Genomic DNA, 26,380 nt, shown 5'->3' with positions numbered 1-26,380 from the left:
ATACCGGGCGGGGTGGCTTAAATCGCGTGGGGACGGGAGGCAGTCACGATAAGAACGGAAACGACCGAACACAGTTATCGCAGAATAGACAATGAGAATCGGTGCGGTTAGCATACCGCGGCCGAATGGCCGCGGTTTCCCCGGCCGCGAGCAGCGTGAGCGGCCGGCTTTTTCCCCACGTTTTTCAAGGAGCCTTCCACAGCGCGCTCTACGAGCGCGCGAGGAAAGGCGACGCTAAAAAAGGTGGGTGGTTAGGCGAACGCGACGGGGACACTGCTGGCGTCGTCGTCGGCTTCGATCTTCTCTAGGGCGTCGTGGAGGTCGGACTGCTGGACCGTCGTCCGGCCGTCACGGATGGCGAACATCCCGGCCTCGGTCGCCAGCGATGCCAGTTCCGCGCCGGAGAGGCCGTCGGTCTCGGTGGCAAACGCGCCAAGGTCCACGTCGTCATCGAGGTTCATTTCCTGGGTGTGGATCTCGAGGATGCGCTCGCGGCCCTCGACGTCGGGGTTCGGGACTTCGATGAGGCGGTCGAAGCGGCCGGGGCGGAGGATGGCCCGGTCGAGCATGTCGAAGCGGTTCGTCGCGGCGATGATGCGGATCTCGCCGCGCTCGTCGAAGCCGTCCATCTCCGAAAGCAGTTGCATCATCGTCCGCTGGACCTCGGCGTCGCCGGAGGTCTTCGACTCCGTTCGCTTGGCCGCGATGGCGTCGATCTCGTCGATGAAGATGATAGCCGGTTCGCGCTCGGCGGCAAGCTCGAACAGGTCACGGACCAGTCGCGCCCCCTCGCCGATGAACTTCCGGACCAGTTCGGAGCCGGCCATCTTGATGAACGTCGCGTCGGTCTCGTTGGCGACGGCCTTCGCCAGCATCGTCTTCCCGGTGCCGGGCGGGCCGTGCAGCAGGACGCCGCTCGGCGGTTCGATACCGACCTCGCGGAACTGTTCGGCGTTGACAAGCGGCTCCTCGACGGCTTCCCGGACCTCGCGGATCTGTTCTTCGAGGCCGCCGATATCCGAGTAGGAGACGTCCGGCGAACCGTCGACCTGCATCGCCTGTGCGCGGGCGTCGGTCTCGGGGTCGAGGATCTGCTTGACGCCGAAGGAGTCGTTGATGGCGACGCGGTCGCCGGCCTCCAGCCCGTCGCGGATGGACGGCGATACTTCGGTCAGGACTTCCTGATTGTTGCCATGCTGTTTGACGACCACGCCGTCATCGGTCAGCTCCTCGGCGGTCGCGATGTACAGCGAGGACGTCTTGAGCGTCTCGTTTTCCCGTTCAAGCTGGTCGACCTCGTCCGTGAGATCGTGCTGCCGGTCACGGGCGGCGTCCAGTTGCTCAGTCAGCTGTTCGTTGACCTGTACTATCTCTTTGAAATGTTCCCGGAGTGCCTCCAGACGCTCGTCAGGCGTCATATCGGGATCAAGTTCCAACCGTGGTCGTTCCGGAAGCGAGGGACTGCGCGACATTTGGATGGTCGGTACTATACGGTTGAGACACAAAGTGCCTTCGGGTCACAGGGGATGAAACAGTTATCCGTGTCGAGACGGGGCTGTAGCGTTCGGTTAGACCGGTGGCTCGAACAGCCAGACAGGCACCGGATAGCTACTGGCCGCCCTACAGCAGCTCGGCGAACTCGTCGAGGTACTCGCTGTACGTCGAGAGGGCGGACTCGACGGGGTCCGGACTGGCCATGTCGACGCCGGCGTCGCGAAGCAGCTCCAGCGGGTACTGCCGCGACCCGCTCCGGAGGAAGTCGATGTACCGCTGTGCGGCTGGCTCGCCTTCGTCGAGGATGCCGTCGACGAGCGCGACGGCCGCCGAAATGCCGGTCGCGTACTGGTAGACGTAGAACGCCCGGTAGAAGTGCGGGATGCGCATCCACTCGCGGGCGATGCGGTCGTCGAGTACCGCCGGCTCGTAGTAGTCGCCCTTGAGGTCCCGATAGAGGTCGTCCAGACGGTCGGGGGTCAGCGGCTCGCCGGCCTCGGACATCTCGTGGGTGCGGTGCTCGAACTCGGCGAACATCGTCTGCCGATACAGCGTCGACCGGAACCGTTCGAGGTACTCGTTGAGGATGTGTCGGCGCAGGCGCTCGTCCTCGACGGTGTCCAGCAGGTGGTGGGTCAGCAGCGTCTCGTTGACGGTGCTCGCGACCTCGGCGACGAATATCTCGTAGCCGGAGTAGACGAAGGGCTGCTCCTCGCTGGTGTACTCCGAGTGCATCGAGTGGCCGAGTTCGTGGGCCAGCGTGTACATCGACTCCACGTCGTCCTGGTAGTTCATCAGGATGAACGGCTGGGAGTCGTAGGTCCCGCCGGAGTACGCGCCGGACTGCTTGTGCTCGGTCTCGTAGACGTCGACCCACCGCGAGTCCAGCCCGTCGGCGAGCCGGGACTGGTAGTCATCGCCCAGCGGTGCGACGGCTTCGGTGACGTATTCGCAGGCCTGTTCGTACTCGATTTCGGGCGATTCCTCCTGCACAAGCGGGACGTAGAGGTCCCACATCCGGAGTTCGTCGGCCCCGATTGACTGGCGCTTGAGGTCGGCGTGGCGGTGGAGCGTGTCGAGGTTGTCGTGGACGGTGTCGACGAGCGTGTCGTACACCTCGACGGGGACGTTCGGACCGTCCAGCGCGGCCTCGCGGGCGGTGTCGTAGTCCCGTGCGTTCGCCATCTTCACGTCCGTCTTGACGGCGTTCTTGTAGGCCGTGCCGACGGCGTTGCGGACGGTGTCCCACTCGTCGTAGAACGCCTCGTAGACGCGCTGGCGGAACTCTCGGTCGGGGTGTTTCTGCAGCGTCGTGAAGTTGTTGAGCGTGATGGGCTGCTGGTCGCCGTCGGGGTCCTCGACGGTCGGGAACGCCATGTCGGCGTTGGCCAGCATGTTGTACACCTCGCCGGGCGCACCGGTGACCTCACCGAGTTCCGCAAGGAGATTCTCGACCTCGGCCGAGCGGGTGTGGTCTTTCATCCGGAGCACGTCGTCGAAGTAGTGCTCGTAGGGCTCCAGCCCCGGCTCCGCGTCGATCATCGCCTCGATGTCGTCGTATTCCAAATCCTGCAGTTCCGGGTCGAGGAACGAGGCGGCCGAACTGGCCTCCGACGAGAGAGACTGCGAGCGGGCTGTCAGCGCCTGGTACGTGTCGTCGGTCGTGTCCTCGTCCCGGCGCATCCGGGCGTAGGCGGCGACGTTCGACACCGTCCGCATCAGTTCCTCGTAGGTCTCCAGAGTTTCTAACAGCGTCGCAGCGTCCTCGGTGGCGCGCCCCTCGTAGGCGGACAGGTCCTCGATCAGTTCCTCCGCCTCCTCGTAGGCGGCTTCCCAGTCCTCGTCGCTGGCGTAGAGAGAATCGAGGTCCCACTTGTACGCCTCGTCGATGTCGCTCCGTGCGGGTACCGAACTCATAGCCCGCTCTTGGGACGGGGCCGAAGTAAGCCTTCGTTTCAGCGACGGGGAACTACAGCCCGTCGGTTATGTGGTCGGCAACCCGCGCTGTCGTGTGGGCGTTCGCGCGTCGGTGCTCGAAGACCGTCCGTGCGTCCGCAGCGGCGTCCTCGTCCCGACTGAAGGCAACGTCCGGGTAACGAACGTCGGTCAGCACCAGCGGTTCGGGCGGGGCCGGCGGGACGCCGTCGGGGCCACTGACGGACTCCGGCGAGAGGATACGGTCAACCTTCGACAGCTGGGCGGAGCCGTCCGCGACAGTCGCCGCGAGCGAGACGAGCCGACGAACCAGCTGGCGGCAGAACCCGCCGGCCGTGAGCCGAACGACGAGGAACCGGCCCTCCCGCGCCCAGTCGATGTCGACGGTTCGCTCGGTGCCGGTGTCGTCGGACGTGAGATTGTGGAAGTCGTGGCTCCCGGCGAGTGCGTCGACGGCCTCGCCCCACCGCTCGTCGTTGACCGGTTCGCGTCCGAGTCGGTCTGCGTCCGTCGGCGCGTACAGGTAGTAGGTGTAGGTGCGTTCGGTGGCGTCGTGGGTCGCATGGAAGCCCTCGGAGACATCGACACTGGCCCACACACGGATGTCGTCCGGAAGTTCGCCGTTGAATGCCGCCGGTGAGAGCCACGCCGGCGCGTCGAAGGCGACTGTCTGTGCCCGCGCGGACACACCGGCGTCAGTCCGACCAGCGGCCGCGTAGCACTCGGGCAAGCCGTCGCCGCGCTCGCAGACGCCGAGGCGGACGAGCGCCGAGCGCAGTCGCCCCTCGACAGTGTCGACGTCGGGCTGGCGCTGGAACCCGTGATACGGTCGGCCGTCGTAGGCCACGCGATAGGCGCGCATACCGATTTGTCGACTGCGAGCCACTTGTCTCACCCGAATCTCAGTCGCTGGGAAGGATAGACGAACTTAGGCATGCTGAGAACAAAGGTGGGAGTATGTCCAACGCCGCCGCGGCGGATCACGACTTCCCCCGCCCGCCCGAAACGTTCACCGACAACGACGGGCGGACGGTGACAATCGAGGCCTATGACGGCGCCATCGACCCGCTGGTGGAGATGTATGTTGACTTCGGGCCCGACTCCCGGTCACAGGGCGTCCCACCCCGGACGGAAGCGGACATCCGCGACTGGCTGCCGAATCTCGTCGAAGACGGCCTGAACGTCGTCGCTTGGCACGAGGAGCAATCCGTCGGCCACGCCGTCCTCGTCCCCTATCAGGACACCTCGGAACTGGCGATTTTCGTCCATCCGGACTACCAGCACGCCGGGATCGGCTCACAACTCATCCGCGTGCTGCTTGGCTACGGCCAGGAGAACGGCCTCGAACGGGTCTGGCTCTCCGTCTCGAACACCAACCACGTCGCACGAGCGCTGTACGAGTCGGTCGGCTTCGAGACGATCGCCAAAGAGCGCGTGGAAATGGAGATGGAACGGGCGCTCTGACCGGGAAATTCACGAACAGCCGCACACAGCGATAAGTAGCGGCTACGCGAAGGCGGAGTTATGGACCCCCCTCGCATCCAGAGACGCTGACCTGCACGGCGTGTGACACGGCAATCGAGGGCGTGGGCTACCTGCTGGCGACCGAGCGGGACGGCACTTATCACCGGCTGGTCGACGCGGTGATCTGTGGCGCCTATGGCTTCAACGACATCGGAAACGGGCTGTGCGCCCGAACTCGCCGACGTGGTCGACCCGGGACCGGACGATGTACTTCTGTACGTTCGCCTAACTGACAGCGGTATCGAGGTCGTCAGCGCGAAGGAATGAGGCCGCGAGTGCCTTGACTGCACATCCGCCTGTGGCACGGCTCGAATACGATGGCCGGCGACTCACTCGGTTTCGAGGCTGACTTCTCTGTCGGTCTCACCGGCTGTATTCTCTGCCTCGCTGTTCGCTGAGAGGGCTTCGGTTTCCAGCAATCGGTCCAGTCGCCGCTCGAACTCGCTGTCTGTCAGTTCACCGCGGGCGTACCGCTCCCGGAGCTGGTCGACCGGATCTACCGTCGGTTCCGAAGTCGTGGTCATCTCGGTTTCATCCGAGTCCGGCTCGGCCGCCGGCGATTCAATCATCGGTAGTTTCGATCCCAGAAGGGCGACGAGCGGAGCCAGAATGAACCAGCCGAGGATGATCGACATCGATGCAATCGGCCCGCCGAAGCCGGCCACGCCTGCAAGCATGGCGATACCCAGCGAGAGTATCGCGATGGTCGCGACGAGCTTCCACCTCGGGAGGGCGATGGAGGGGAGCTGCATGTCGACTACTCGACACGGTGGTCGCAAAAAGCTACTGTCGCGGACCGATGGCTCGGTCGCGTTACTCCGCGAAGTCCTCGAACGTCGGCCGGTCGTGGTCGCCCGGGAACGCCGAGAGCGGGACGCTGATCTGCTCGCCGTCGTCCATCTCCTTGAGCGTCACCTCGTCGTTTTCCAGGTCCTGCTCGCCGACGATGACGACCGTCTCGGCGTTGATGCCGTCTGCGTAGCCCATCTGCGCGCCGAAGGAGCGGTCGGCGACGTCGCTCTCGACGACGTGGCCGCGCTCGCGCAGGTCGCGAGCGATGCGGGCCGCGGTCGGGCGCGTGTCGCCGACCTGCAGGACGTAGTAATCCGTCGATAGCTCCTCGGCGGGCCAGACGCCGGCGCGCTGGCAGAGCAACTGAAGGGTGGCGTGGCCGGGCGCGAAGCCGACGGCCGGCGTCGGCTGGCCGCCGAAGCCCTCGATGAGATCGTCGTAGCGGCCGCCGCCAAACACCGAGCGGGACACCTCGCCCGTCGAATCGAAGCACTCGAAGACGACGCCGGTGTAGTAGTCCAGCCCGCGCGCGGTCGTCAACGAGACGGTGAGGTGCTCGCGGACGCCGAAGTCCTCGGCGGCGTCGAGCACCGCCTGAAGATTGTCAGTCGCCGCGCGGACGTCCTCGGAGCCGGTGAGGTCCGCGAGCGTTTCGATTTCCTCGGCATCGATCTGCAGCATCTCGTCGAATTTGTCGGCCTGCCCGTAGTTGAGCCCCGCCTCGACGAGCGCGTCAAGGTAGTCGTCGTGGTCGACTTTCGCCCGCTTGTCGACTGCGCGAATCGCTTCGGGCACGTCCACGTCGGCCCCGAAGGACTCCAGCACGCCCGCGAGGATGTCCCGGTGGGAGACGCGGATCTCGAAGTCCTCGGCGGTGAGCCCGAGGTCGGTGAGCATGTCCACGGCGACGGCCAGAATCTCGGCGTCGGCCGTCGGCTCCGCCGACCCGAAGATGTCGACGTTAGTCTGGTAGAACTCCCGGAACCGGCCCTGTTGGGGCTCCTCGTAGCGCCAGAACGGCCGCGTCGACACCCACTTGATTGGCTTCGAGAGTTCCTGTTGCTTGGCGACGAACATCCGTGCGACGGTCGGCGTCAGCTCCGGCGTGAGCGCGACCTCGCGCCCGCCCTTGTCCTCGAAGCTGTACAGCTCCTCGACGATCTCCTCGCCGCTCTTGTCGACGTACATCTCGGTCGGCTCCAAGGCCGGCGTGCCGATCTCCCGGAAGCCGTAGCGCTGTGCGACGTCTTCCAGCGTGTCCATGGCCCACCGCCGAGCCTGCATCTCCTCGGGGTAGAAATCACGAAAGCCCTTGACGGAGTCGTACATGTCCGCGTCTACAGCGAGGGCGCGCTTGAACCTGTTCGTTCACGCTGGCCGTGACCACCAAATCGCGCCCAGTAGAGACTCACTACGACAGGGGCTCGCTGCTGCTTTCGCCAGTAGTCCGTCCGTGACAGACGGGCGTGGCCGGCACGCGCTGGCGTCAAAAGGGTAGTGGCCGGCTACACGGGGAACGGTCCGTGTTAGAGAGGGGACAACAAAGACGCGGTCTATCGAGGGTGGCGCTATGGGATGGGCAAGGCATCGGTGGACGCCGCGCGGGGTGAGACAGTGACACAGCGATTCGAGACGGGGGTTCGAGCACTCGACCGGAAGCTCGACGGCGGCATTCCGACTGGGAGCCTCGTCACGCTGCTCGCCGAACCGGCAAGCCAGGCGGAGCTGTTTCTCTCCGAGTTCGTCGCCCGGCAGGAGACGGTGTATCTCTCCGGCGAACAGGCACCGACGACGGTCACGTCGGCACTGCGGTCCCAGCGGGGGACCTACGACGATCTCGCAGTCAGCCAACTGGATCGGGAGGCCCCGGTCAGCGATGTACTCGCCCACGTCGAGGGGCTCACCGAAGAGTCGCTCCTCGTCGTCGGCCCGGTCGAACCGCTTGAGCGCGCCGATACGGGGGAGTTTCGGGCCTTCCTCGAAACACTGCAGGCCAGACTCGCACAGACTGACAGCGTCGCGGTCCTGTACGCGCTCAAACACAGCGCCACGCCGCCACAGCGCCACCGGACAGAGTACACGAGCGACATCGTGTTCGATCTCGAAACGAAGCGAAACGACGACGCCATCGAAAACAGGCTCTTCGTCCCGAAGTTCCGCGGGGGCCGAGCGCTCACAGAACCGATATTCCTCGACCTCACCGACCGGATCAACGTGGACACCAGCCGGGACATCGCCTAATCTGACGAACGCACGCGCAGGACTCGAACCGCCGACGGCTACCGTAGGCCCTGCACGCGGGACTGCGTGTGCTCGGGGAACACGTCGGTCACGGCACCCTCGCCGTAGCGCTCCCGCAGGAGCGCGCGGAGTTCGACCTCGTAGTCGGCCTTCGGAATCTCGGCGCTGGGGCCGCTCTCGACCACGAGTCGGTTTGCAGCCATCGCGTCGATAGCGCCGCGGCCGATACCCGCAAGCGGCGCGAGGTAGTCCACGCCGAAGCGGTCCTCGACGCTCTGGGCGAGCGGGCGCTCGATGGTCGGTACCCGGTCGTCGCGACGGGTGCCGTCGGCGACGGCATCGAGTGTGTCGATGTCGTCAGCCTCGGCGACCCAGTCGCCCCGGGCGACGGTTTCGACGGCGTGTTCGTGGACCTGCTGGATGCCGTTACGCGGGTAGCCGTCGTCGTGCATCTGCTCGACGGCGTCGTGGGCCACGTCCGGGTCTAGATCGACCGTCGCGTGGTCGAAGCCGACAGCCGACGCGCTCTCCCGAGCGGGGTCGGTGTCACGGACGCCGAAGGAGCCGCTGACGAGCGTTACGTTGTAAAAGGGGTCGAGCAAGAGCGCCGCCAGCGTCGAGTCCTTGCCCCCGCTGTACAACAGGGCACAGCGCATCTACCGGCGCTTAATGTCGAAGCTCTTGGAGTCGGGCGTCAGCTCCGAGAGGAGCTCCTTCATCTGGTCCTCGTCGATCCGGCCCTGCACGCGGCCGCTCTGGGCCAGCGCGACGACCTGCTGTTCGATCTGCTCCCCGACCTGCGGTTTCGACATCTTGACCGTGTTGAGCCGCTTGCGTGCGCCGTCGGTGAGGTTCTGCTTGAGGACTGCCTGCTTCTGGGCGTCGGCCTGCTGCTTGGCCGCCTCCTGCGCCTCGCCCTCGTCTCCCTGCTGTTCCTTGAGCTGCTCCATCTTCTTTTTCCGGAGTTCTTCGAGTTCCTCCTCGCTGGGGTCGCCACTCATAGTTGTATGAAAGTACTGGAGTCGGTCGGAAAACGATTTCGGAGCAGGGGCTACGGACCGACTGAAAAACAGCGAGAAAGGCGTCAGTTACGCGTAGCGTTCGAGTTCCGGACGGTCGAGTTCCGTCAGGAGGTCGCCTGCGGTGTCGTCGAGGAGACTGCGGCCTTCGCCGGTGACACGGCGGCCGTCGTTCTCACTGGTCTCGACGTAGCCGGCGTCTTCGAGCTGCTGGAGCGCCGTTCGGATGATGTTGCCCGAGCCCTTGGTCTTCCGGTGGGGCCGGACGCGGTAGCGGGTCGTCCCCTGCTTCGAGGTGCCGTACTCGGAGCGGAGGGCGTTGACGCCGACGGGACCGTCGACAGCGACCTTCCGGAGGAGGCTGGCGGCGCGGCGCGCCCAGAAGTCCTCCTGCTCGGGTGGGAGTTCGCGGTCGACGCCGGTCTTGGTGTACTCGGCCCAGTCCGGCGCTTCGATGTCGTCTTCGTCTGCGAGCGTCTCCGTAAGTGCCTCGATGAGTTCCTCGGGGGGAACGTCGTAGAGTGTAGCCATTGCAGATTTCTTTCCGTCGCCGTCATTTAAACGCGTCGTTCGCAGTCGGCGGGCGTGAACCGTTCACTCGCCCATAGGGCAGCGATGCTCTCTCCCGTCAGGAACTGTGAGTGTCACTCCTCGGACGCGGCCCGGTCGACACTGAGGGCGGCAGCGACGCCGCCGCCGATAACCGTCGGCAGCAGGTAGCTCCCGACGCGGTGGATCAGCACCGCAGAGGTGGCGAGGGCGGCCGAAATCGGGGCCGTCGAGACCAGCAGCGTCACGAGTACCGTCTCGATAGCGCCCGACCCACCGGGAAGCGGGACGACGCTGGCGATGCTCCCGACGGGAACGACAAGCAGGACGACTTCGACCGGGACTGGTGCCCCAACGGCGTACAGCGACGTCCACAGCGACGCCGACAGGCAGAGCCAGCCAAAGGCCGAGAGCCCGAAGGTCTGGAGGACTGTCCGCCGGTCCGTCGCGATGCGTTCGATGGCCGAAAAGAACCCCTCGATTCGTGTCTCGATGTTTTCGGCGGACGGCGGGGACCACCGGGGAACGACCTTCGACACCGCGGCGAGGGCGGGTGCGACACCGCGAACGACCGCCGCCTGAATGCGGTCCCGGTGTCGCCAGCCCAGGACGGCGGCGATGGGGATGCCGACCGCGAGCACCGCGACAGCACCGGCGGCAAACGCCAGGTTTCGGGTCAACTGGACCGCTCCAGCGGCGACGAACGTGAAGCCGACGATGGCATACCCGACCGACGGCAGGAAGTGGACCGTGTCGACGGTAGCAATAGCCGCCAGCCCGGTCTCGTACTCGGTGTCGGCGGCTGTCGATATCAACAGCGCGCTCACGGGCTCGCCGCCGGCCTGGCCGAAGGGCGTGACGTTGTTCGAGAACACGGCGGCGACGAACACGAGAACGGCTGTGTGTGGCGCAACCGGTGCGTCAAGCGCTCGGAGGACCGTCCACAGCGCCAGCCCCCACGAGACGAGCCAGAGCATGGCGATGCCCGCGACAGCGAGAAGCGCCCACGGGTCCGCCGTGGTGAGCGCATCCAGCGTCTCGTCGATGCCGACAAACCACACCAGCCCCCCAAGGACGGCCAGTGCTGCCGCGAACCCGACGACCGTCGCCATCCGGTTCCCATCCATGTGGATGGGATTGGCAGTCTCCGGTTTCAACCCACCGACCCTGTCCCGCCGACCGATACCCCGAGGGTTTTGCCCCGGGACACCGACGACCGGGTATGGACGAGCGGGCTGCACTCGCCGACCTCGCCGACCGACTTCCCGACGCGGGCGACGACTGCGCCGTCGTGGACGGCCAGGTCATCACGACGGATATGCTCCACGAGCGGACGGACTTCCCGACGGGGACGACCCGCTACACGGCGGGCTGGCGGGCCGTCGCCGCCTCGCTGTCGGATGTGGCCGCGATGGGGGCCGACGCGACAGCCGCGGTGGCCGCGTACGGCGCGCCGTCGTTCGAAGCGGACGAACTCGCGGCGTTCGTCGACGGCGCACAGGACGTGTGTCACGCGGTCGGCGCGGAGTACGTCGGCGGTGACCTGGACAGCCACGACGAGTTCACCGTCGCGACGACGGCCATCGGGGCGGCCGCGGACCCGATCCGGCGCTCGGGCGCGTCGCCCGGCGACGCGGTCTGTGTCACCGGCACGCTGGGCCGGTCAGCCGCCGCCCTCGAACTGTTCGACCGGGGCGACACCGACCGGGCGAACGAGCTGTTTCAGTTCGAACCCCGCGTACGTGCGGGTGTCGCGCTCCGACCGCACGCGACGGCGATGATGGATTCGAGCGACGGGCTGGCCCGCTCGCTGCACCAGTTAGCCGAGGCCAACGGCTGTGGCTTTGCTGTCGAAGAGCCGCTCCCGATAGACGCGCAAGTCGACGCGCTCGCGGAGACGCCACAGGAACGACGGGAGCTGGGCGTGTTCTTCGGCGAGGACTTCGAGCTGGTCTGTACGCTGCCCGAGTCCGACGTGTCCGAGGCCAGACAGGCCGTGTCGTGCCCGCTCCATCGGATAGGGTCAGTCACCGAGCGCGGCGTCACGCTCAACGGGGAGACGCTTCCGGACCGCGGGTACTCACACTGAGAACGGCCAGACCGCGACGCGAGCTAACGGTCAAATCGCACTTATCTCGAACGGAACCGGCGTGAAACAGGCCAGCCCCAGTAGGAACGTAAACAGGCCGAGCAGCGCCCGCCGTCGGTCCAGCGTCGTATCCACGGTCGGGCGGGCCGGACCGGCGTACGCGAGTCCGGTGGCGAACAGGCCCCAGAACACCCACAGGCCCCAGACGCCGAAACCGACCGGCGGCGGGTCGCGGGTGAAATACAGGTAGCCGGCGAGTGCGAACAGCGCTCCGGGAACGGCGGCGGCGACCGTCTCCTGGCGCTGCCCGACGATTGACCGAACGATGTGGCCGCCGTCGAGTTGCCCAACCGGGAGCAGGTTCAGGAACGTAAAGAACATCCCGGCCCAGCCGGCGAACACGATCGGGTGGACCGATTCGCCGGGGCCGACCTCGGTCCCGAGTCCCAGCGTGTTCACCAGGGCCTCCAGCGCCTGGAACAGCAGCGGATAATTGAACGTGATGATGACGCCGGTGTCGCTGTTTGCCACGCGTTCCGGCACCGTAATTGGGTCTATCGAGAGGCCGATGACCGTGACGATGGTCGTCGCGACGAGCCCAGCGAGCGGGCCAGCGACACCGATATCGAACAGCGCCGTCCGGTCGGGGATGCGTCCGCGAATGTTGATGACCGCCCCCATCGTTCCGAGAAACGACGGAAACGGGATGAAATACGGGAGCGTCACGTCGACACCGTGGTATCGGGCCGCGGCGTAGTGGCCCAGTTCGTGGATACCGAGCACGCCGAGCATCGCGACCACGAACGGCCAGGCCTCGAAAATCCGAAGCGGGTCCTCCGCGACCGGGATGTAGTACCAGGCGCTCGCGCCGACGTAGAGGGTCGACGCGATAGTCGCGAACAGGAGCCCGATGTTGAGCCACGGGATACCGCCAGTGTCCGTGTCGGCGGGCTCCGCGATCAGTGCGTACTGGTTCGGGCGCGCGTTCAACGCACCACCGGTGGCGGTCATCGAGTCATCGACCGCCGGACCGCCGACGACAGTAGTGCCACCGTTGCTCGTAGTGGCTGCTGTATCGCCGGATTCCGGGCCGAGTTCTTCGAGCCGAACGTCGTAGCCCCGCTGTCGAAACAGCGGTCTGAGTTGCTCGACAGCGGCGGCTGGTGGCACTATCGGGTCGCCGAGATACTGGACAGATCCATCCGTCCGCCGCATTGACGAGACGGAGAACACGCCGGCCAGTCGGTCAGGCGACGGCGGGTCCGCGGAGCCACTCATCAACTGCTCGTAAACGATGCGGGCACAAATACTCCGCGAACGATCACACAGCTATAGTAGCCGTTGAAAATCAATGCACACCTGATCGCACGATGGCAGTGCGATCAGTGTATAAATCGTTTCAATTGTTACTATAGCAGGTACTATCGTCCGAGAACTGTACGCGGGGACCGGTCGTCTACGCTGGCTCGATACGCCAGGTGGTCGCGCTCGTGTACGACCACTTCTCGACGTTGATCTCGGACGCGCTGTCCTTGAGCTTGACCATCAGGGCACCGATCTCTTTCGGGGAGAGACCGACTTCATCAGCGATGAACTTGCTCTTGAAATACATCTCGCCGTCACTTGCCTTCTCTGCGAGGAACGACTTCAGTCGCTCTTCTTTGGAGGGCTCTTCCTCGCCGGAGGGCGTTGCGGTAGCGCTCATCTTTGTCACCTCACTTCTTCGTAACCCCGCCGGGAGTATATAAAGGAAGGAACCTTCAGGTCACTTCGGTCACTTTCAGGACAAATCGAGCTAAAACGCATTTTTTACAACCGGTTCAGATTCTTTTAGACATTTCACAAAGCCTTCTTAGACCGTAAATCGACGCAATTTTCGTGGTGTTTTGAGCGGTCTGTGAAAGAGAGATATCACCATCTGTAGCGCCAACAAGCGGCGCATTTCACCGTTAGTTTTCCAGAAGCGTCAGACACGCGTCAGCACGTCGGGCACGCGTCAGACGGACATTCTCGCGGGGACGCGACCGACAGCGATCGCAGTGGGTACCAGAAAGGGCCGACTAGAGAGACAGCAGTCAGTGGCCTTGACAACCCTTAAGAGTGCATCGCGGTTACGGCGGGCTAATGAAAGTCGTCGTCTCCATTGGCGGAAGCGTACTGGCCCCGGACCTCGACGCGGAACGGGTCGCCGACTACGCCGACGCCATCCAATCGCTCGATGCACAGGGACACACGCTCGGGACCGTCGTCGGCGGCGGACCGACCGCACGCGATTACATCGGCACCGCCCGCGACCTCGGCGCAAACGAAATCGAGCTCGACCAGCTCGGTATCGCCGTCACGCGGCTGAACGGCCGGCTACTGATCGCCGCCCTGGACGACCGCGCCGCGCCGACACCCGCCGAGAGCTACGACGAGGGCCGGGAAGCCATCCGTCGCGGGGACATCCCTGTCCTCGGGGGCATCGTCGCCGCACAGACCACCGACGCCGTGGCGGCCGCCTTCGCGGAGTACGTGGGCGCGGACCTGCTCGTGTACGCGACGTCTGTCCCGGGCGTCTACGACGCCGACCCGAACGAAGACGACGACGCGACGCGGTTCGACGAACTCGGCGCGAGCGAACTCGTCGACGTGATTGCCGACATCGAGATGGACGCTGGCAGCAGCGCACCCGTCGACCTGCTGGCCGCGAAAATCATCCAGCGGTCCGGCATCCGGACGATAGTGCTCGACGGTACCGACCCCGAACACGTCGTGCGCGCGGTCGAAGATGGTGAGTTCGACGGGTCCGAGATTCTCCCGGAGGCATAGATGGCGGAAGACCCCTACGAGGTTGGCCGCGGCGGCGGCCGGGCGTTCTGGGCCGACTCCGTCGCCGACGCTATCGAAGCGCGCGACCCCGACGACCCAATCGTCATCAAGGGCGGCGTCTCCCCGTCGGGCGTCCCCCACATCGGCCACTTCAACGAGATTATGCGGGGCTACTACGTCGCCGAGGCCCTGCGGGACCGCGGCCACGAAGTCAGACAGGTGTTCACCGCAGACGACAAAGACCGGCTTCGGGCGGTGCCCCGCCAGCTCGCCGACCTCGACTGGAACGTCGTCGGCCTCGGCGAGGTCGACGCCGGCGCGCTCGGGCGGAACCTCGGGAAACCGTACACCGACATCCCGGACCCCTTCGGCTGCTGTGACTCCTACGGCGCGCACTTCACGACACTCCTGCGAAAAAGCGCCGAGTTGGTCGGCGTCGACGTAGAGTTCGTATCCAACACCGAGCTGTACGCCGACGGCGAGTTCGAACCCGTGACCCGCCGCGTGCTCGAACGCGCCGACCGGGCCCGCGACGTGCTCGCCGAATACCAGAACAAGGTCGGCGACGACTACGTCCCGTTCCTGCCCCAGTGCGAGGAGTGCGGCAAGCTCACCGAGGGCGTCACCGATGTCGACCTCGACGCCGGCGAAGTCGAATACGTCTGTGAGGACGTCGAAGCCGGCGACCAGACCATCGAGGGCTGTGGTCACGAGGGAACGGCGACGCTCCGGGACGGGAAACTCCCGTGGCGGTTCGAGTGGCCCGCCCAGTGGGAGATTCTGGGCGTCGACTTCGAGCCGTTCGGCAAGGACCACGCCGAGGGCTCCTGGCCCTCCGGCGAAGACATCGCCGAGAACGTGCTTGACATCCAGCCACCGGTTCCGATGGTGTACGAGTGGTTCACGCTCGACGGCGAACCGCTCTCCTCGTCCTCGGGCAACGTCATCACCGTCGACGAGGTACTGGATATCCTCGAACCCGAGGTGTTTAAATACTTCTTCGTGAAGGACCCGCGGAAGCAGCGGGATTTCTCCGTGGAGAACGTCGACCAGCTCGTCGACGAGTTCGACCGGTTCGAGCGGCGGTACTTCGGAGAGGCCGAGGCCAGCGAGGACGACGCCGAACTTGCGGAGCAAGCCTATCCGATGGTCGTGGACGAACCGCGTGAACAGCGGGTTCGAATCCCCTACACGTTCGCCGCCGTCCTCGGGATGACCGACGACCCGGCGCTTCGAGAACAAATCGCCCGGAAGGAGGGTCACATCCCGGACGATGCGCCGGAGTGGGCCGTCGAGCAGGCGCTTGCCCGCGTCGAGCGCGCCCAGGAGTGGGCCAGCCTGACGAACAACGAATTCAACTACGAACTCAAGCGCGCCGAGATGCCCGACGTGTCATTCGACGACGAGACGGCGGCCGCGCTGGACGAGCTGGCCGATTTCATTGACGAAGGCCACGACGGAGAAGCGATTCAGTCGGAGATATACGAGACGGCGAAGCGAAACGACATCGATATCGGCGAGTTCTTCTCGGCCGGCTACCAGCTCCTGTTCGACGACACCGAAGGCCCACAGCTCGGGACGTTCATCGCGAAACTGGACCAGGAGTTCGTTGTGGAACGGTTCCGCCGGAACGAGTAGTCCCGGGGTAGGCGGGTCCTACCCACCCGTAACAGGCTATTGAAACGGCGACTTCAGGGCGACTGTTCCTGCGTGTCGACCCGTTCGAACATCGGTCCGAGACGCTCGTCGTAGCAGTCCTGACAGACGTACGCGTCGATGACGCCCGTCTCGCTGTGCGTGTGAATCATCGCGTGGACGGTAGCATCGAAGGGGACCGTCTCACCACAGATACCGCAGGTTTCTGGCATTGTCCGGCACCGTCTTGCGATATGTTCCCACGATACATAGAACGGGTGGTTCGTCCATCCGCTCAGGTCGAACGGGGCGTCACTAGCACGGGGACATCGACAGTTCGGAGCAGTTGCGACGTGACGCTACCGAGCAGCTGGCGCTTCAGGTTCGAGCGTCCGTGTGACGCCATCACGACGAGGTCGATGTCCCGATCGGAGACGTACTCGCAGATGCCAGCGGCGACGCCATCGAGCGAGTCCGACCGTTCCACGGCGGTTTCTACCGACACGTCCGAAGCCGCCGTTTCGAGGTCGTCGGCGGTTGCTGCGACGGCGTCATGCCCGTCCGCTTCCAGTCGTTCGATGAACGCCTCGTTCAGTCCGCCAGCGTTGAACGCTCCGCCGGCGGCCTGGATATCGACGACGTTGAGGACGTGTACTGTCGCGTCGTACCGGTCTGCTACCGCCGCGCCGTGTCGCGTCGCCGTGTTTGCGTTCTCGCTCCCGTCAGTTGTGACGAGGACTCGTGAGTAGTCGAATTCGCGCCTTTCCGCCTGTTTCTCCCCCGAAACGACGAGCACGGGCACCGCAGTTCGATGCAGGAGCTGTTCGGTGACGCCACCGAGGAGTCGCTTCCCGAGACCGGTCAGTCCCTGTCGACCGAGGACGATGAGTCCTGCGTCGGTTTCGCGGGCGTACTCGTCGATCTGCACGCTCGGTTTCCCCTCCAGAAGCTCCGTCGTGACGGGCTGGCCGATATCGGCGGCGAGCGACTCGATGTCAGCGAGGACGGACTCGCCGTGTTCGTGGAGGCGTCCGCTCTCGCGATCCGTTCGCGTGAGCCTGCGTGCTCGCTGGTCGACGACGTGAACCGCCTCGGCAGTCGCGTCGAAGTCCTTGGCCAGTGCGAGGCCGCGCCGTGCGGCTGCCGTGGATTCGTCGCTCCCGTCGACGGGAATGAGAACGTGGTCGTACATTGTGTGGTCGTTTGCAGCGCGGTCACTTCACCGTTGGCTGCTGGCGGTGTGTCCCAAACCAAACCCTCTTGCTTGGCTAAACCTAGTTTCGGGTAAATGGTGAGTACGCTGACGTGGGTCCTTGCGGGCCTTGTCGCTTACACCCTCCTCGCGATGGCGTTGCGGACCCGCGGCGTTGTCCCCGAGTATATTCGTTTTAGCGGCCCGATTACGACGATTCACACGCAGAAGGGCAAAGCTGTCCTCGACTGGCTTGCACGGCCAAAGCGGTTCTGGCGGGCCTGGGGGAACCTCGGCGTCGGGTTCGGACTCGTGGTGATGGTCGGCTCCTTCCTCCTCGTTGCGCTCGGGGCCTACCAGGCGCTCGTCAACCCACAGCCCTCCGCACTGAACGAGCCGCGGAACGCGCTGGCGATTCCCGGCGTCAACGACTTCCTCCCGCTGTCGGTCGCACCCGAGATCGTGCTCGGGTTGTTGCTCGGCCTCGTCGTCCACGAGGGCGGCCACGGGCTCTTCTGTCGCGTCGAGGACATCGACATCGAGTCGATGGGGCTGGCCTTGTTGGCGATCATCCCCATCGGCGCGTTCGTCGAACCCGACGAAGACGAACTCCTGCGGTCCGACCGCGGTGCGCAGGCCCGGATGTACACGGCCGGCGTGACCAACAACTTCGCGCTCGCGATCATCACGCTTCTGTTGCTGTTCGGGCCAGTCGCCGGCGCTATCGCCGTCGTCGACGGCGTGCCGGTCGGAAGTCCGATCAACGGAACCCCCGCCGCCGACGCGGGTATCGAGTCAGGCGACGTTATTACGGCCGTCGACGGCCAGTCGGTCGAGAGCCAGCAGGAACTCGAATCGGTGCTCGCCGAAAGCGACGCACAGACTGTCGAAGTGGCCCGTAAGGATGCCGAAACAGTCACCGTCGAGCGGTCCGTCGTCGTCTCGGCGGCCCTCCAGAGCGCGCCGCTCGGAACTGGTGAGACGATTGTTTCGGTCAACGGGACTGCCGTGGCTACCAGCAGTGAGTTCGAACAGGCGGCTCGAAACAATCCCGTTGCAACAGTCGAAACCGAGTCCGGGGAGACGGTCACGACCCCGCTCGGCGCATACGTCCTGGTCGCCGAGGACGGCCCGCTCGCCGGGGAAGGGGCACCGAGCGGCGAAGGCATGATAATCACCGAGGTCAACGGGGAGCGAACGCACAGCGGGACGGCGCTGATGCAGGCGCTTGAGGGCGGCGAACCCGGTGACCGGGTATCGATCACTGGCTACGTCAACGGTGCACGCGAGACCTACGAGGTGACGATGGCCGAGAGTGAGCAGGTCGACAACGGTATCATCGGCGTCAGCATCCAGCAGGGTATCAGCGGCATCCAGGTCAGTGACTTCGGCATCGACGCCTATCCCGCCGCCGCGTTCCTGGAATTCCTCGGCGGATCGCCTGACACCCCCACGTCAGTCTCCGAGTTCTCGTTCGCCCAGCGGATTTTCAGCACGCTCTTGCTCCCCTTTATCGGCGTCGCCGGCGGCTTCGGCTACAACTTCGCCGGCTTCACCGGCATCGCGACGAACTTCTACACCGTCCAGGGACCGCTCGGAGCGCTCGGAACGACGCCGGTGTTCCTGCTCGCGAACGTCCTGTTCTGGACTGGCTGGATCAATCTCGTCATCGGCCAGTTCAACCTCATCCCGACGTTCCCGCTCGACGGCGGCCACATCCTGCGGGCATCGACCGAGTCGTTCGTCTCGCGGCTCCCCGTCTCGGACGGGCGGCGGGTGACGACGGCCGTCTCCATCGCGATCACGGTGTCGATGATCGGCGGCCTCCTGTTGATGGTGTTCGGCCCGCGGCTCCTGACCTGAGACAGACAGGAATCGGTCTAACGTGGCTGGGGTTTCGTTACCCATTTACTCCCCGCCGCGAAAGCCCGGCGTATGTTCCTGCAGCTCCGTGCGGAGGTCGAGGACGCCCTCGCCGACGCACTCACAGCCCTCGACCTGCCGGCCGAGGACCTCGGTATCGAGGAACCACCGGAGGACGTCGACGCCGTGTTAGCGTCGAGCGTTGCCTTCCGGCTGGCCGGCGAGGTCGGTACTGCGCCGCCGAACGTCGCCGGCGACATCGCCGAGGCGATTGACACGGACGACCTCACCTACGTCAGTGCTGTGACGACACAAGGGCCGTACGTCAATTTCCTCCCGAGCGAGGCGTACTTCGCCGAGACCCTGCAGTCAGTCACGGAGAGCGAGTTCGGGCGGCTTCCCGACCGCGACACCAGCGTCGTCGTCGAGCACACCTCCGCGAATCCGACTGGCCCGGTCCACGTCGGGCGAGCACGAAACCCTATCATCGGTGACGCCGTCGCCCGCGTGCTCGATTACGCTGGCTACGACGTCGACCGCCACTACTACGTCAACGACGCCGGCCGCCAAATTGCCGTGTTCACCTGGGCCTACGAGACGTTCGACGAGTCCGACCTGCCCGAACCCGAGCGAGAGTCCCCGGAGTACGAGATGGTTCGGTACTACCGCAAGGGCAATACTGTCCTCGAAGAGGGCGACCCCGACGAAGTCGAGGCAGCGGAGGCCGAGGTCCAGTCGATTTTGCAGGGCCTCGAAGACGGCGACGAAGAGACGTACGAACGCGTCGCCGAGGTCGTCGACACTGTGCTGGGCGGAATGCAGAACACGCTCGGTCGCCTCCCTGCGGAGTTTGACGAGTTCGTCAAAGAGACGCGGTTCATGCGCAACGGCGACACGGACGACCTGGTCGACCGGCTGAAGGACCTCGACTGCGCCGTCTACGAGGAGGACGCCTGGCAGCTCGACCTGCCCGACTTCGAAAAGAACCTCGTGTTCCTGCGTTCCGACGGCACATCGTTGTACACCACCCGCGACCTGGCCCACCACGAGTGGAAGTTCGATACCTACGACCGCGCCGTCACGGTGCTGGGTGAGGACCACAAGCTCCAGGCCGACCAGCTCTCGGCGGCCCTGGAACTGCTGGACAACGACACCGACCAGCTCCGGCAGGTGTTTTACTCCTGGGTAAACCTTCCCGAAGGCGGGATGAGCACGCGGGAGGGGACCGGCATCGACCTCGACGACCTGCTCGATGAAGCTATTGACCGCGCGCGCGAAGAGGTCGAGTCCCGACTGGACGACCGGACCCGCGGCGACCTCGACGCGGACGACATAGATCGTATCGCTCGTCAGGTCGGCATCGGCGCGGTGCGCTACGACATCGTCTCGAAACAGCCGACGAAGGGCATCACCTTCGAGTGGGACCGTGCGCTGGACTTCGAGGCCCAGTCCGCTCCGTACGTCCAGTACGTCCACGCGCGCTGCTGTGGGATCCTCGGCGACGTGGAGGCTGACATCCCAGCCGAACCCGACCTCGACCCACTGTCGGAACCGGAAGAGCGGGACCTGCTCCGCGAACTGGCCCGGTTCCCCGCCGTCATCGAGGCGGCCGCGGACGACCTGACGCCGCACACCGTCGCCACCTACACCCGCGACCTCGCCGAAACGTTCAACGCCTTCTACCGGGAGTGTCCGGTTCTCGACGCCGACGACGAGACCCGTGCCGCACGGCTGGCCCTCGTCGACGGGACCCGGACCACGATTGCGAACGCCCTCGACGCGCTGGGCGTCGAAGCACCGACCTCGATGTAGGGCGGTCTGTGTCGGGTATCCGGTGTGACGGACGCGATTGCCGCGGAAAATCCGTCGAGCCGGCCTATTTCTGCAGGAACGCGTCGACTTCCGCCGCGATTAGTGCAGGTGCCTCGGCGGGGCCGCTGTGGCTGACCCCGTCGAACTCGACGAATCGGCTGTGCGGGAGTGCGTCGTGAACGGCCCGGGCACTCTGCCGGAGGAAATCCGGCCCGTCGGTGCCGGACAGAACGAGCGTTGGAGCGTCGACATCGAAGTGGTCGGGGAGCCGGTACTGCTCGACGGACCGGTTCATCCGAACGACCTCCTCGGCGAGGGCCACGCAGTCGGGCCAGACAGGCCACTCCGCAAGCCAGGCGTCGAGGTCCTCGATACCGTCTGGGTGAAGGACCTGTTCGATGTAGCGTTTCACCGCTTCCTCTCGCTTTCCATCCTGTACGAGCGATGCCATTCGGTCAGCGAGGTCAGCGTCGGCCCGGTACTCGGCGGGAAGTACCGCCGGTTCGTACGCGATAACTGCCTCGACCGACGTACCCGCCGCGGCCTCGATAGCGGTGAGTGCGCCGTACGAGTGGCCGAACAGGATTGGGTCGCCGTCGACAGCGTCGGCAAGCGCCCGGACATATCGGACCTCACGATCCAGCACCTCGTCGGCGTTTGTTTCCGCCGGGGAGTCGAGACAGGTCCCGAACCCCGGACGCTGCGGGACGACAGCGCCGTATTCCTCGAACCGTGCGATGACTGGGTTCCAGTACTCCGTGGGAGCCATCCCGCCGTGCAGGAGGAGAAGTGGCTGGCCGTCGCCGTAGCGCTCGAACTCGAATTCAATCTCATCTACGGACTGTGTCGGCTGCATACAACAGTACGGTCGAACGCAGTCGGGCTAAGCCGTTCTCTCAGTGGTTGGGCCGTTTAAGTAGGGTGTCGAAAGCAGGACCGACAGCCACACCGATGCTCTGTTTCGACAGGCGCTTCAGCACTGGCAGCGAGCGATGCCGTATGGGGCTTATCGCAGAATTTCAGATCGATTGCGACTCATTGCCGCTCGTGTCGGTCGCGGCTGCGGTACCCGAAGCGACGATCACCCTCTCACTGCAGTACAACCACGGTCGTCGCCCGCTGTTTATTGGGACCGTGACGGGTGGCTCCGAGCAGGCCATCGAGCGGGCGTTCACTGATGCCTACGACGTTCAGGAGTGGACGCGGATCGGGACGGCCGGCGACACCCGTCGGTATCAGGCAGTGCCGGCACTGAGCTTCGAGGAGCAACTCGGTGGCCAAATCGACGACTTGGACGGACTCGAAGCACTCGCCACGGCAGACGCCATCATCGAACGGATAACCGTGACCGCAGACGGGTGGGAGCAACTGGGATGGTTCGCCGACCGAGCGGCGTTCACCGAGTTCGCCTCGTTCTGGCAGCGAAACGCGGACTTCGGACTTGAGCGGCTGACCCGAGATGCGGAGCCGAAGTCGCCCGGCAACGGGCTCACTGACCGACAACTGGAAGCGCTACGGACGGCGTACGAGATGGGGTATTTCGAGATTCCGCGGCGCACGTCGCTGGACGCCGTGGCCCAGGAACTGGACATCTCTGCGTCGTCGCTCTCGGAGCGACTGCGCCGGGCACAGACTCAACTCATTCAGGAAACGGTCGCGACGCTGTGGCCGCCGCTTCCGGAATGAGTCAGAGACAGCGAGATGCGGTCGGAGCGGCGGGCTGAGACCGGACCGGCTGGCGGGTACAGAGCCGTCAGTTGAAGAGGCCGAACACACCGCCGGAGTCCTCGTCGTCGTCGACATCGGAGTGATCCTCAGTGTCGTCGAGGAACCACTCGTCGTCGAGTATCGTCTCGATATCCGTTTCGGGGCTCTCGCCGCGGAAGAACACACCCTCCAGCGCCTCGGTCAGCCGCTGATAGGCGTCGGCAGCCGTGCTCTCGGGGGCGTTGAGCACGAGCGGTTCCTCTGTCGTCGCCTGCGGGTCGTCCGGAATGACCGCAAGCAGCGGGAACTCCATCTGCTCGGCGATGGCCGCGACGTCAGTGTGTCGGGTCGCGCGGTTGATGATCGAACCGAGAACGGTCCCGTCGATTCGGTTCGCTAGCTGGGCCGTTTTGACCGTATCGCCCACCGCAACGTCGTCGGGGGTCGTGACGAGGACGATTCCGTCGGCCAGCCCAAGCGGCACGGCGACTTCGTGGCTCAGTCCAGCCCCGGTATCGATCAACACCACGTCGTAGGCATTTCGGAGCGTCTTGATGACTTTCCTGAGCTTTGCGGGATCAGCGTCCGCGAACGCCTCCAGCGACTGTTCACCCGGAATCACCGTGAGTCCACCCGGCGCATCAGTCAAAGCCTCACTCACGGCAGCCTCACCGGCCAGAATCTCGTGGAGGCTCTTTTCGGGCTCTACAGAGAGCATCGAGCCGAGGTTCGCCATCCCCAGATCCGCGTCGACGACGGCGACATCGTAGCTCATCTCCTGAAGCACAGCCCCGAGATTTACCGCGGTCGTCGTCTTTCCGACGCCGCCCTTGCCGCCCGCAATCGTACACACATACCCCGCCATAGTCTGATTGCTTGGGTACAATGCAGGCAGTCATATAAATGCGACTGTCATTTGTTGGATCGTGACGGGCCAGGCGACGTTCAGAATAGGTGGTTTCACGGCCAGTCAGGTATCTCGGTTGTCACGTCTGTCGTATCGGCCTCACGGCTTTGCCGCTTCACGCGCCCTTCGCTCCCTCCCTCCACGGCTCCCGTTGGTCGCCGTTCCGGTGCGAGGGCCGCTCACTTCGTTCGCGCCCCTCGCTGCTCGCGGGTCGTCCCTCCCCGCTCGCCCGTCCTGCGATTCTCGCTTCGCTCGAATCGCACTGGCTTCCTCCGCGGCTCTCTTCGGTCGCCGCTTCGGTACGAGGGCCGCTCACTTCGTTCGCGCCCCTCGCTGTCAACAGGTTCTTACGCCACCTCGGCCAACATAGAGTAATGAGCGAGCAGCAGGAACAGGAACAATCTGACAAGCAGAAATACGAGTTCCGGAAGGTCATAGAGGAACTCAAAGGGTACCAGGGCTCGGGAACCCAACTCGTCTCTATCTACGTGCCCGAGGACAAGCTGATCAGCGATGTCGTCGCTCACGTCACCCAGGAGCACTCCGAAGCCTCGAACATCAAATCGAAGGACACCCGGACGGCGGTGCAGGACGCACTCACTTCAATCAAGGACCGCCTCCGGTACTACGACGTGCGACCTCCTGACAACGGGCTGGTCGTGTTCTCGGGTGCATTCGACACCGGCGGCGGTCGGACCGACATGGTAACGAAAGTACTCGAATCCCCGCCGGACCCCATCGAGTCGTTCCGTTATCACTGTGACTCGGAGTTCCTCACCGAGCCCCTGGAGCACATGCTGGCCGACAAAGGGCTGTTCGGCCTCATCGTGCTCGACCGACGCGAGGCCAACGTCGGCTGGCTGAAGGGCAAGCGCGTCGAGCCCGTCAAGTCAGCCTCTTCGCTGGTGCCGGGCAAGCAGCGGAAAGGTGGCCAGTCCGCCCAGCGGTTCGCCCGCCTCCGGCTGGAAGCCATCGACAACTTCTATCAGGAAGTCGCCGGCATGGCCAACGATCTGTTCGTCGCCGACCGCCACGAACTGGACGGCATCCTCGTCGGCGGCCCCTCACCGACGAAAGACGAGTTCCTCGACGGCGACTACCTCCACCACGAACTCCAGGACATGGTACTGGGGAAGTTCGACGTGGCCTACACCGACGAGTCAGGGCTGTACGACCTCGTGGACGCGGCCGACGAGGTGCTGGCCGAACACGAGATGCTCCGGGACAAGGAGCTCATGGAGGACTTCTTCAAGCAGCTCCACAACGGGGACAAAGCCACCTACGGCTTCGACCAGACGCGCCAGAACCTCAACATGGGCGCGGTCGAACAGCTGCTCATCTCCGAGGACCTCCGGAAGGACGTGGTCGCCTACACCTGCGAGAACGGCCACGACGAATACGAACTCATCAACAGCAACGCGAGCACCGACGACCACGACTGTTCCCGCTGTGGCGCCACCGTCGACGCCGAGGACGGCGAGCGCGACGACGCCATCGACCACCTGATGGAACTGGCCGACCAGCGCGGCACCGAGACGGTGTTCATCTCGACGGACTTCGAGAAGGGCGAACAGCTGCTGACTGCTTTCGGCGGCGTCGCCGGCCTGCTGCGCTACTCGACGGGCGTCTAACGACCGTCGTTCGCACTTTCAGTTCTGTTATAACAACTGTTCCAGTTGCCGACGACGACGGCCGAGGTCGACGTGGGCCGCCTCCCCGTAGCTGGCGTCGAGGCGGTCCAGTACCAGTAGCGGGTCGACGCCCTCACGCTCGATTCGTTCCAGCAACGCAGTGATCTCCGCCCGGTGCATCGCCAGCGAATCGAGCAGCCCGACGAGCAACACCAGCGGGACCGCTGCGCCGTCGTTATCGGGGATGGAACTATCGAGACCAGTAAAGTCCGGGACAGCAGTGGGTGGCTCCGTCTCCGGTTCGAGAGTTAAACAGGACTGGCAGACGCTGGCCCCCGGTGCGTTCCCGGGGAGAAACTGCTGGAGATCGGCCGGGACTGGGAACGAAACGAGGTCGCCACCGCAGTCGGGACAGGACATACTCAAGCACGAACCTGAAAGCGCAAAAACGATACCGGTCAGGACGGACTCCCCGATCAGTCGTCAGCAGTGACCGCTTCGGGCTCTTCTTGTGCTTCCTCTTCGGCCGCGAGCGCGTCCTCTTCCTCTTCTTTCTTGGCTTTGATCTTCTTCATGCGGAAGATCTCTTCGCGCTCCTGCTCTTCGAGTTTCTGCTCGATGTACTCCTGGTTGTCGTAGAGATCGGGCAGGAGTTTGAATTCGAGGGCGTTGACACGCCGTTTCGTCGTCTCGATCTCTTCGAGCATCTTCTTCATCGCCGTCTCGACTTCGGCGGCGAGGATGATGTTCTCGAGCAGTTCCTCGTAGGCCTCGGCGGCCTCGTCGATGCGGGCCGAGGTTCCCATGACGCCGTAGCCGCGTTCGTCCAGTGACTTCCGGACCTTGCTGGACTCGATCTGCGGGACGACGACGCCCATGATGTTTTTCGACTGGGTCGTCAGTTCCGGGTGTTCTTTCAGTGCTGCGGCGGCCCCGCGGACGGCCACGTCGCCTTCCATCGCCCGGGCCATGTTGATCGCGCGCTGGGCCCGTTCGTAGGAACCGTCGAGGTCTTCACGGACGTCCTGAGCCTGGTCCAGAATGTCCATGAACTCCATGATGAGGCCGTCACGCTTCTTCTCCAGCGTGTCGTGCCCACGCTCGGACAGCTCGATGCGGTCCTCGATCTGCATCAGATTCTTGCGCGTGGGTTTGACGTCCTTAGCCATTACGGGTCTT

Annotated in this window: 27 protein-coding genes; 10 read left to right on the top strand and 17 right to left on the bottom strand. The window is 64.8% G+C overall.

The window, feature by feature from the left end; translation table 11 throughout:
* Positions 1-251: 251 nt before the first annotated feature.
* The 3 genes from SG26_RS10125 to truA form a co-directional block, all read right to left on the bottom strand.
* On the bottom strand, positions 252-1,472 hold the full coding sequence (locus SG26_RS10125) for a proteasome-activating nucleotidase (RefSeq protein WP_050037507.1): 1,221 nt from the start codon (positions 1,470-1,472) through the stop codon (positions 252-254).
* Positions 1,473-1,620: 148 nt separating this feature from the next.
* Positions 1,621-3,411, bottom strand: coding sequence for an oligoendopeptidase F (gene pepF / locus SG26_RS10120; protein ID WP_050037506.1), 1,791 nt, complete (start codon positions 3,409-3,411; stop codon positions 1,621-1,623).
* Between the two features lie 52 nt (positions 3,412-3,463).
* Positions 3,464-4,291, bottom strand: a complete 828-nt coding sequence (gene truA / locus SG26_RS10115) for a tRNA pseudouridine(38-40) synthase TruA (RefSeq protein ID WP_050037505.1) — start codon at positions 4,289-4,291, stop codon at positions 3,464-3,466.
* Between the two features lie 95 nt (positions 4,292-4,386).
* On the opposite strand from truA, the gene SG26_RS10110 reads away from it, so the two are divergent.
* A complete protein-coding gene (locus SG26_RS10110) occupies positions 4,387-4,893 on the top strand; it encodes a GNAT family N-acetyltransferase (protein ID WP_014039432.1) in 507 nt (168 codons plus the stop codon).
* A gap of 195 nt (positions 4,894-5,088) precedes the next feature.
* A complete protein-coding gene (locus SG26_RS21950) occupies positions 5,089-5,220 on the top strand; it encodes a hypothetical protein (RefSeq protein ID WP_255355510.1) in 132 nt (43 codons plus the stop codon).
* A 62-nt stretch (positions 5,221-5,282) separates the two neighbouring features.
* Here the strand turns inward: SG26_RS21950 and SG26_RS10100 are convergent, their stop codons facing one another.
* Positions 5,283-5,705: an SHOCT domain-containing protein gene (locus SG26_RS10100; protein ID WP_050037504.1), complete on the bottom strand. Its 423-nt coding sequence runs from the start codon at positions 5,703-5,705 to the stop codon at positions 5,283-5,285.
* A gap of 61 nt (positions 5,706-5,766) precedes the next feature.
* The gene (hisS, locus tag SG26_RS10095) at positions 5,767-7,074 is read right to left on the bottom strand and encodes a histidine--tRNA ligase (protein ID WP_014039429.1); all 1,308 of its coding nucleotides are present in this window, start codon (positions 7,072-7,074) and stop codon (positions 5,767-5,769) included.
* 246 nt (positions 7,075-7,320) lie between these two features.
* Here hisS and SG26_RS10090 point away from each other — a divergent pair, with 246 nt between their 5' ends.
* A complete protein-coding gene (locus SG26_RS10090; RefSeq protein ID WP_050037503.1) occupies positions 7,321-7,986 on the top strand; it encodes a transcriptional regulator in 666 nt (221 codons plus the stop codon).
* Positions 7,987-8,024: 38 nt separating this feature from the next.
* Here the strand turns inward: SG26_RS10090 and SG26_RS10085 are convergent, their stop codons facing one another.
* The 4 genes from SG26_RS10085 to SG26_RS10070 all read right to left on the bottom strand — a co-directional run bounded on the left by SG26_RS10085 (position 8,025) and on the right by SG26_RS10070 (position 10,681).
* Positions 8,025-8,642 carry a tRNA (5-methylaminomethyl-2-thiouridylate)-methyltransferase gene (locus SG26_RS10085; RefSeq protein ID WP_050037502.1) on the bottom strand — a complete coding sequence of 206 codons (618 nt, stop codon included), beginning with the start codon at positions 8,640-8,642 and terminating at the stop codon, positions 8,025-8,027.
* Positions 8,643-8,987: a DNA-binding protein gene (locus SG26_RS10080; protein WP_050037501.1), complete on the bottom strand. Its 345-nt coding sequence runs from the start codon at positions 8,985-8,987 to the stop codon at positions 8,643-8,645.
* 87 nt (positions 8,988-9,074) lie between these two features.
* Positions 9,075-9,536 carry a 30S ribosomal protein S19e gene (locus SG26_RS10075; protein ID WP_050007718.1) on the bottom strand — a complete coding sequence of 154 codons (462 nt, stop codon included), beginning with the start codon at positions 9,534-9,536 and terminating at the stop codon, positions 9,075-9,077.
* A gap of 113 nt (positions 9,537-9,649) precedes the next feature.
* Positions 9,650-10,681: a lysylphosphatidylglycerol synthase transmembrane domain-containing protein gene (locus tag SG26_RS10070; RefSeq protein ID WP_014039425.1), complete on the bottom strand. Its 1,032-nt coding sequence runs from the start codon at positions 10,679-10,681 to the stop codon at positions 9,650-9,652.
* Positions 10,682-10,776: 95 nt separating this feature from the next.
* Between SG26_RS10070 and thiL the strand changes: the two genes are divergently transcribed.
* Positions 10,777-11,643 (top strand): thiamine-phosphate kinase, encoded by an 867-nt coding sequence (gene thiL / locus SG26_RS10065; RefSeq protein ID WP_014039424.1) that lies wholly within the window; start codon positions 10,777-10,779, stop codon positions 11,641-11,643.
* Between the two features lie 30 nt (positions 11,644-11,673).
* On the opposite strand, the gene SG26_RS10060 is transcribed toward thiL, so the two are convergent.
* Both SG26_RS10060 and SG26_RS10055 read right to left on the bottom strand, forming a co-directional pair.
* Complete coding sequence (locus tag SG26_RS10060) at positions 11,674-12,921, bottom strand: site-2 protease family protein (RefSeq protein ID WP_050037500.1); 1,248 nt, start codon at positions 12,919-12,921, stop codon at positions 11,674-11,676.
* Positions 12,922-13,099: 178 nt separating this feature from the next.
* The gene (locus SG26_RS10055; RefSeq protein ID WP_004518404.1) at positions 13,100-13,348 is read right to left on the bottom strand and encodes a hypothetical protein; all 249 of its coding nucleotides are present in this window, start codon (positions 13,346-13,348) and stop codon (positions 13,100-13,102) included.
* A gap of 419 nt (positions 13,349-13,767) precedes the next feature.
* Here SG26_RS10055 and pyrH point away from each other — a divergent pair, with 419 nt between their 5' ends.
* On the top strand, positions 13,768-14,454 hold the full coding sequence (pyrH, locus tag SG26_RS10050) for a UMP kinase (protein WP_050037499.1): 687 nt from the start codon (positions 13,768-13,770) through the stop codon (positions 14,452-14,454).
* Positions 14,455-16,092, top strand: a complete 1,638-nt coding sequence (gene lysS, locus SG26_RS10045) for a lysine--tRNA ligase (protein WP_050037498.1) — start codon at positions 14,455-14,457, stop codon at positions 16,090-16,092. It begins immediately after the preceding gene.
* Between the two features lie 53 nt (positions 16,093-16,145).
* On the opposite strand, the gene SG26_RS21610 is transcribed toward lysS, so the two are convergent.
* Positions 16,146-16,322: a hypothetical protein gene (locus SG26_RS21610; RefSeq protein WP_008311078.1), complete on the bottom strand. Its 177-nt coding sequence runs from the start codon at positions 16,320-16,322 to the stop codon at positions 16,146-16,148.
* A 62-nt stretch (positions 16,323-16,384) separates the two neighbouring features.
* Positions 16,385-17,281, bottom strand: coding sequence for a universal stress protein (locus SG26_RS10040; protein WP_050037497.1), 897 nt, complete (start codon positions 17,279-17,281; stop codon positions 16,385-16,387).
* A gap of 96 nt (positions 17,282-17,377) precedes the next feature.
* On the opposite strand from SG26_RS10040, the gene SG26_RS10035 reads away from it, so the two are divergent.
* Both SG26_RS10035 and argS read left to right on the top strand, forming a co-directional pair.
* Positions 17,378-19,144 (top strand): site-2 protease family protein, encoded by a 1,767-nt coding sequence (locus SG26_RS10035; RefSeq protein WP_050037496.1) that lies wholly within the window; start codon positions 17,378-17,380, stop codon positions 19,142-19,144.
* 72 nt (positions 19,145-19,216) lie between these two features.
* A complete protein-coding gene (argS, locus tag SG26_RS10030; protein ID WP_014039416.1) occupies positions 19,217-20,956 on the top strand; it encodes an arginine--tRNA ligase in 1,740 nt (579 codons plus the stop codon).
* A 64-nt stretch (positions 20,957-21,020) separates the two neighbouring features.
* Here argS and SG26_RS10025 read toward each other — a convergent pair whose 3' ends face one another.
* Positions 21,021-21,812 (bottom strand): alpha/beta fold hydrolase, encoded by a 792-nt coding sequence (locus SG26_RS10025; protein WP_050037495.1) that lies wholly within the window; start codon positions 21,810-21,812, stop codon positions 21,021-21,023.
* A 143-nt stretch (positions 21,813-21,955) separates the two neighbouring features.
* Between SG26_RS10025 and SG26_RS10020 the strand changes: the two genes are divergently transcribed.
* Positions 21,956-22,642, top strand: a complete 687-nt coding sequence (locus SG26_RS10020; protein ID WP_050037494.1) for a helix-turn-helix domain-containing protein — start codon at positions 21,956-21,958, stop codon at positions 22,640-22,642.
* A gap of 67 nt (positions 22,643-22,709) precedes the next feature.
* Here SG26_RS10020 and SG26_RS10015 read toward each other — a convergent pair whose 3' ends face one another.
* Positions 22,710-23,528 carry an AAA family ATPase gene (locus SG26_RS10015; RefSeq protein WP_050037493.1) on the bottom strand — a complete coding sequence of 273 codons (819 nt, stop codon included), beginning with the start codon at positions 23,526-23,528 and terminating at the stop codon, positions 22,710-22,712.
* 416 nt (positions 23,529-23,944) lie between these two features.
* Between SG26_RS10015 and prf1 the strand changes: the two genes are divergently transcribed.
* Positions 23,945-25,201, top strand: coding sequence for a peptide chain release factor aRF-1 (gene prf1 / locus SG26_RS10010; RefSeq protein WP_050037492.1), 1,257 nt, complete (start codon positions 23,945-23,947; stop codon positions 25,199-25,201).
* Positions 25,202-25,228: 27 nt separating this feature from the next.
* On the opposite strand, the gene SG26_RS10005 is transcribed toward prf1, so the two are convergent.
* Together SG26_RS10005 and SG26_RS10000 are read right to left on the bottom strand one after the other, a co-directional pair.
* Positions 25,229-25,621: a DUF6276 family protein gene (locus SG26_RS10005; protein WP_014039412.1), complete on the bottom strand. Its 393-nt coding sequence runs from the start codon at positions 25,619-25,621 to the stop codon at positions 25,229-25,231.
* A gap of 56 nt (positions 25,622-25,677) precedes the next feature.
* On the bottom strand, positions 25,678-26,370 hold the full coding sequence (locus tag SG26_RS10000) for a V-type ATP synthase subunit D (protein ID WP_004593983.1): 693 nt from the start codon (positions 26,368-26,370) through the stop codon (positions 25,678-25,680).
* Between the last annotated feature and the right edge of the window lie 10 nt (positions 26,371-26,380).

Origin of the sequence: Haloarcula sp. CBA1115 (assembly GCF_000827835.1) — an archaeon.
Lineage (GTDB): Archaea > Halobacteriota > Halobacteria > Halobacteriales > Haloarculaceae > Haloarcula > Haloarcula hispanica.
Note: the sequence above shows the minus strand (reverse complement) of the source record. Positions and strands in the feature narration are given on the sequence as shown.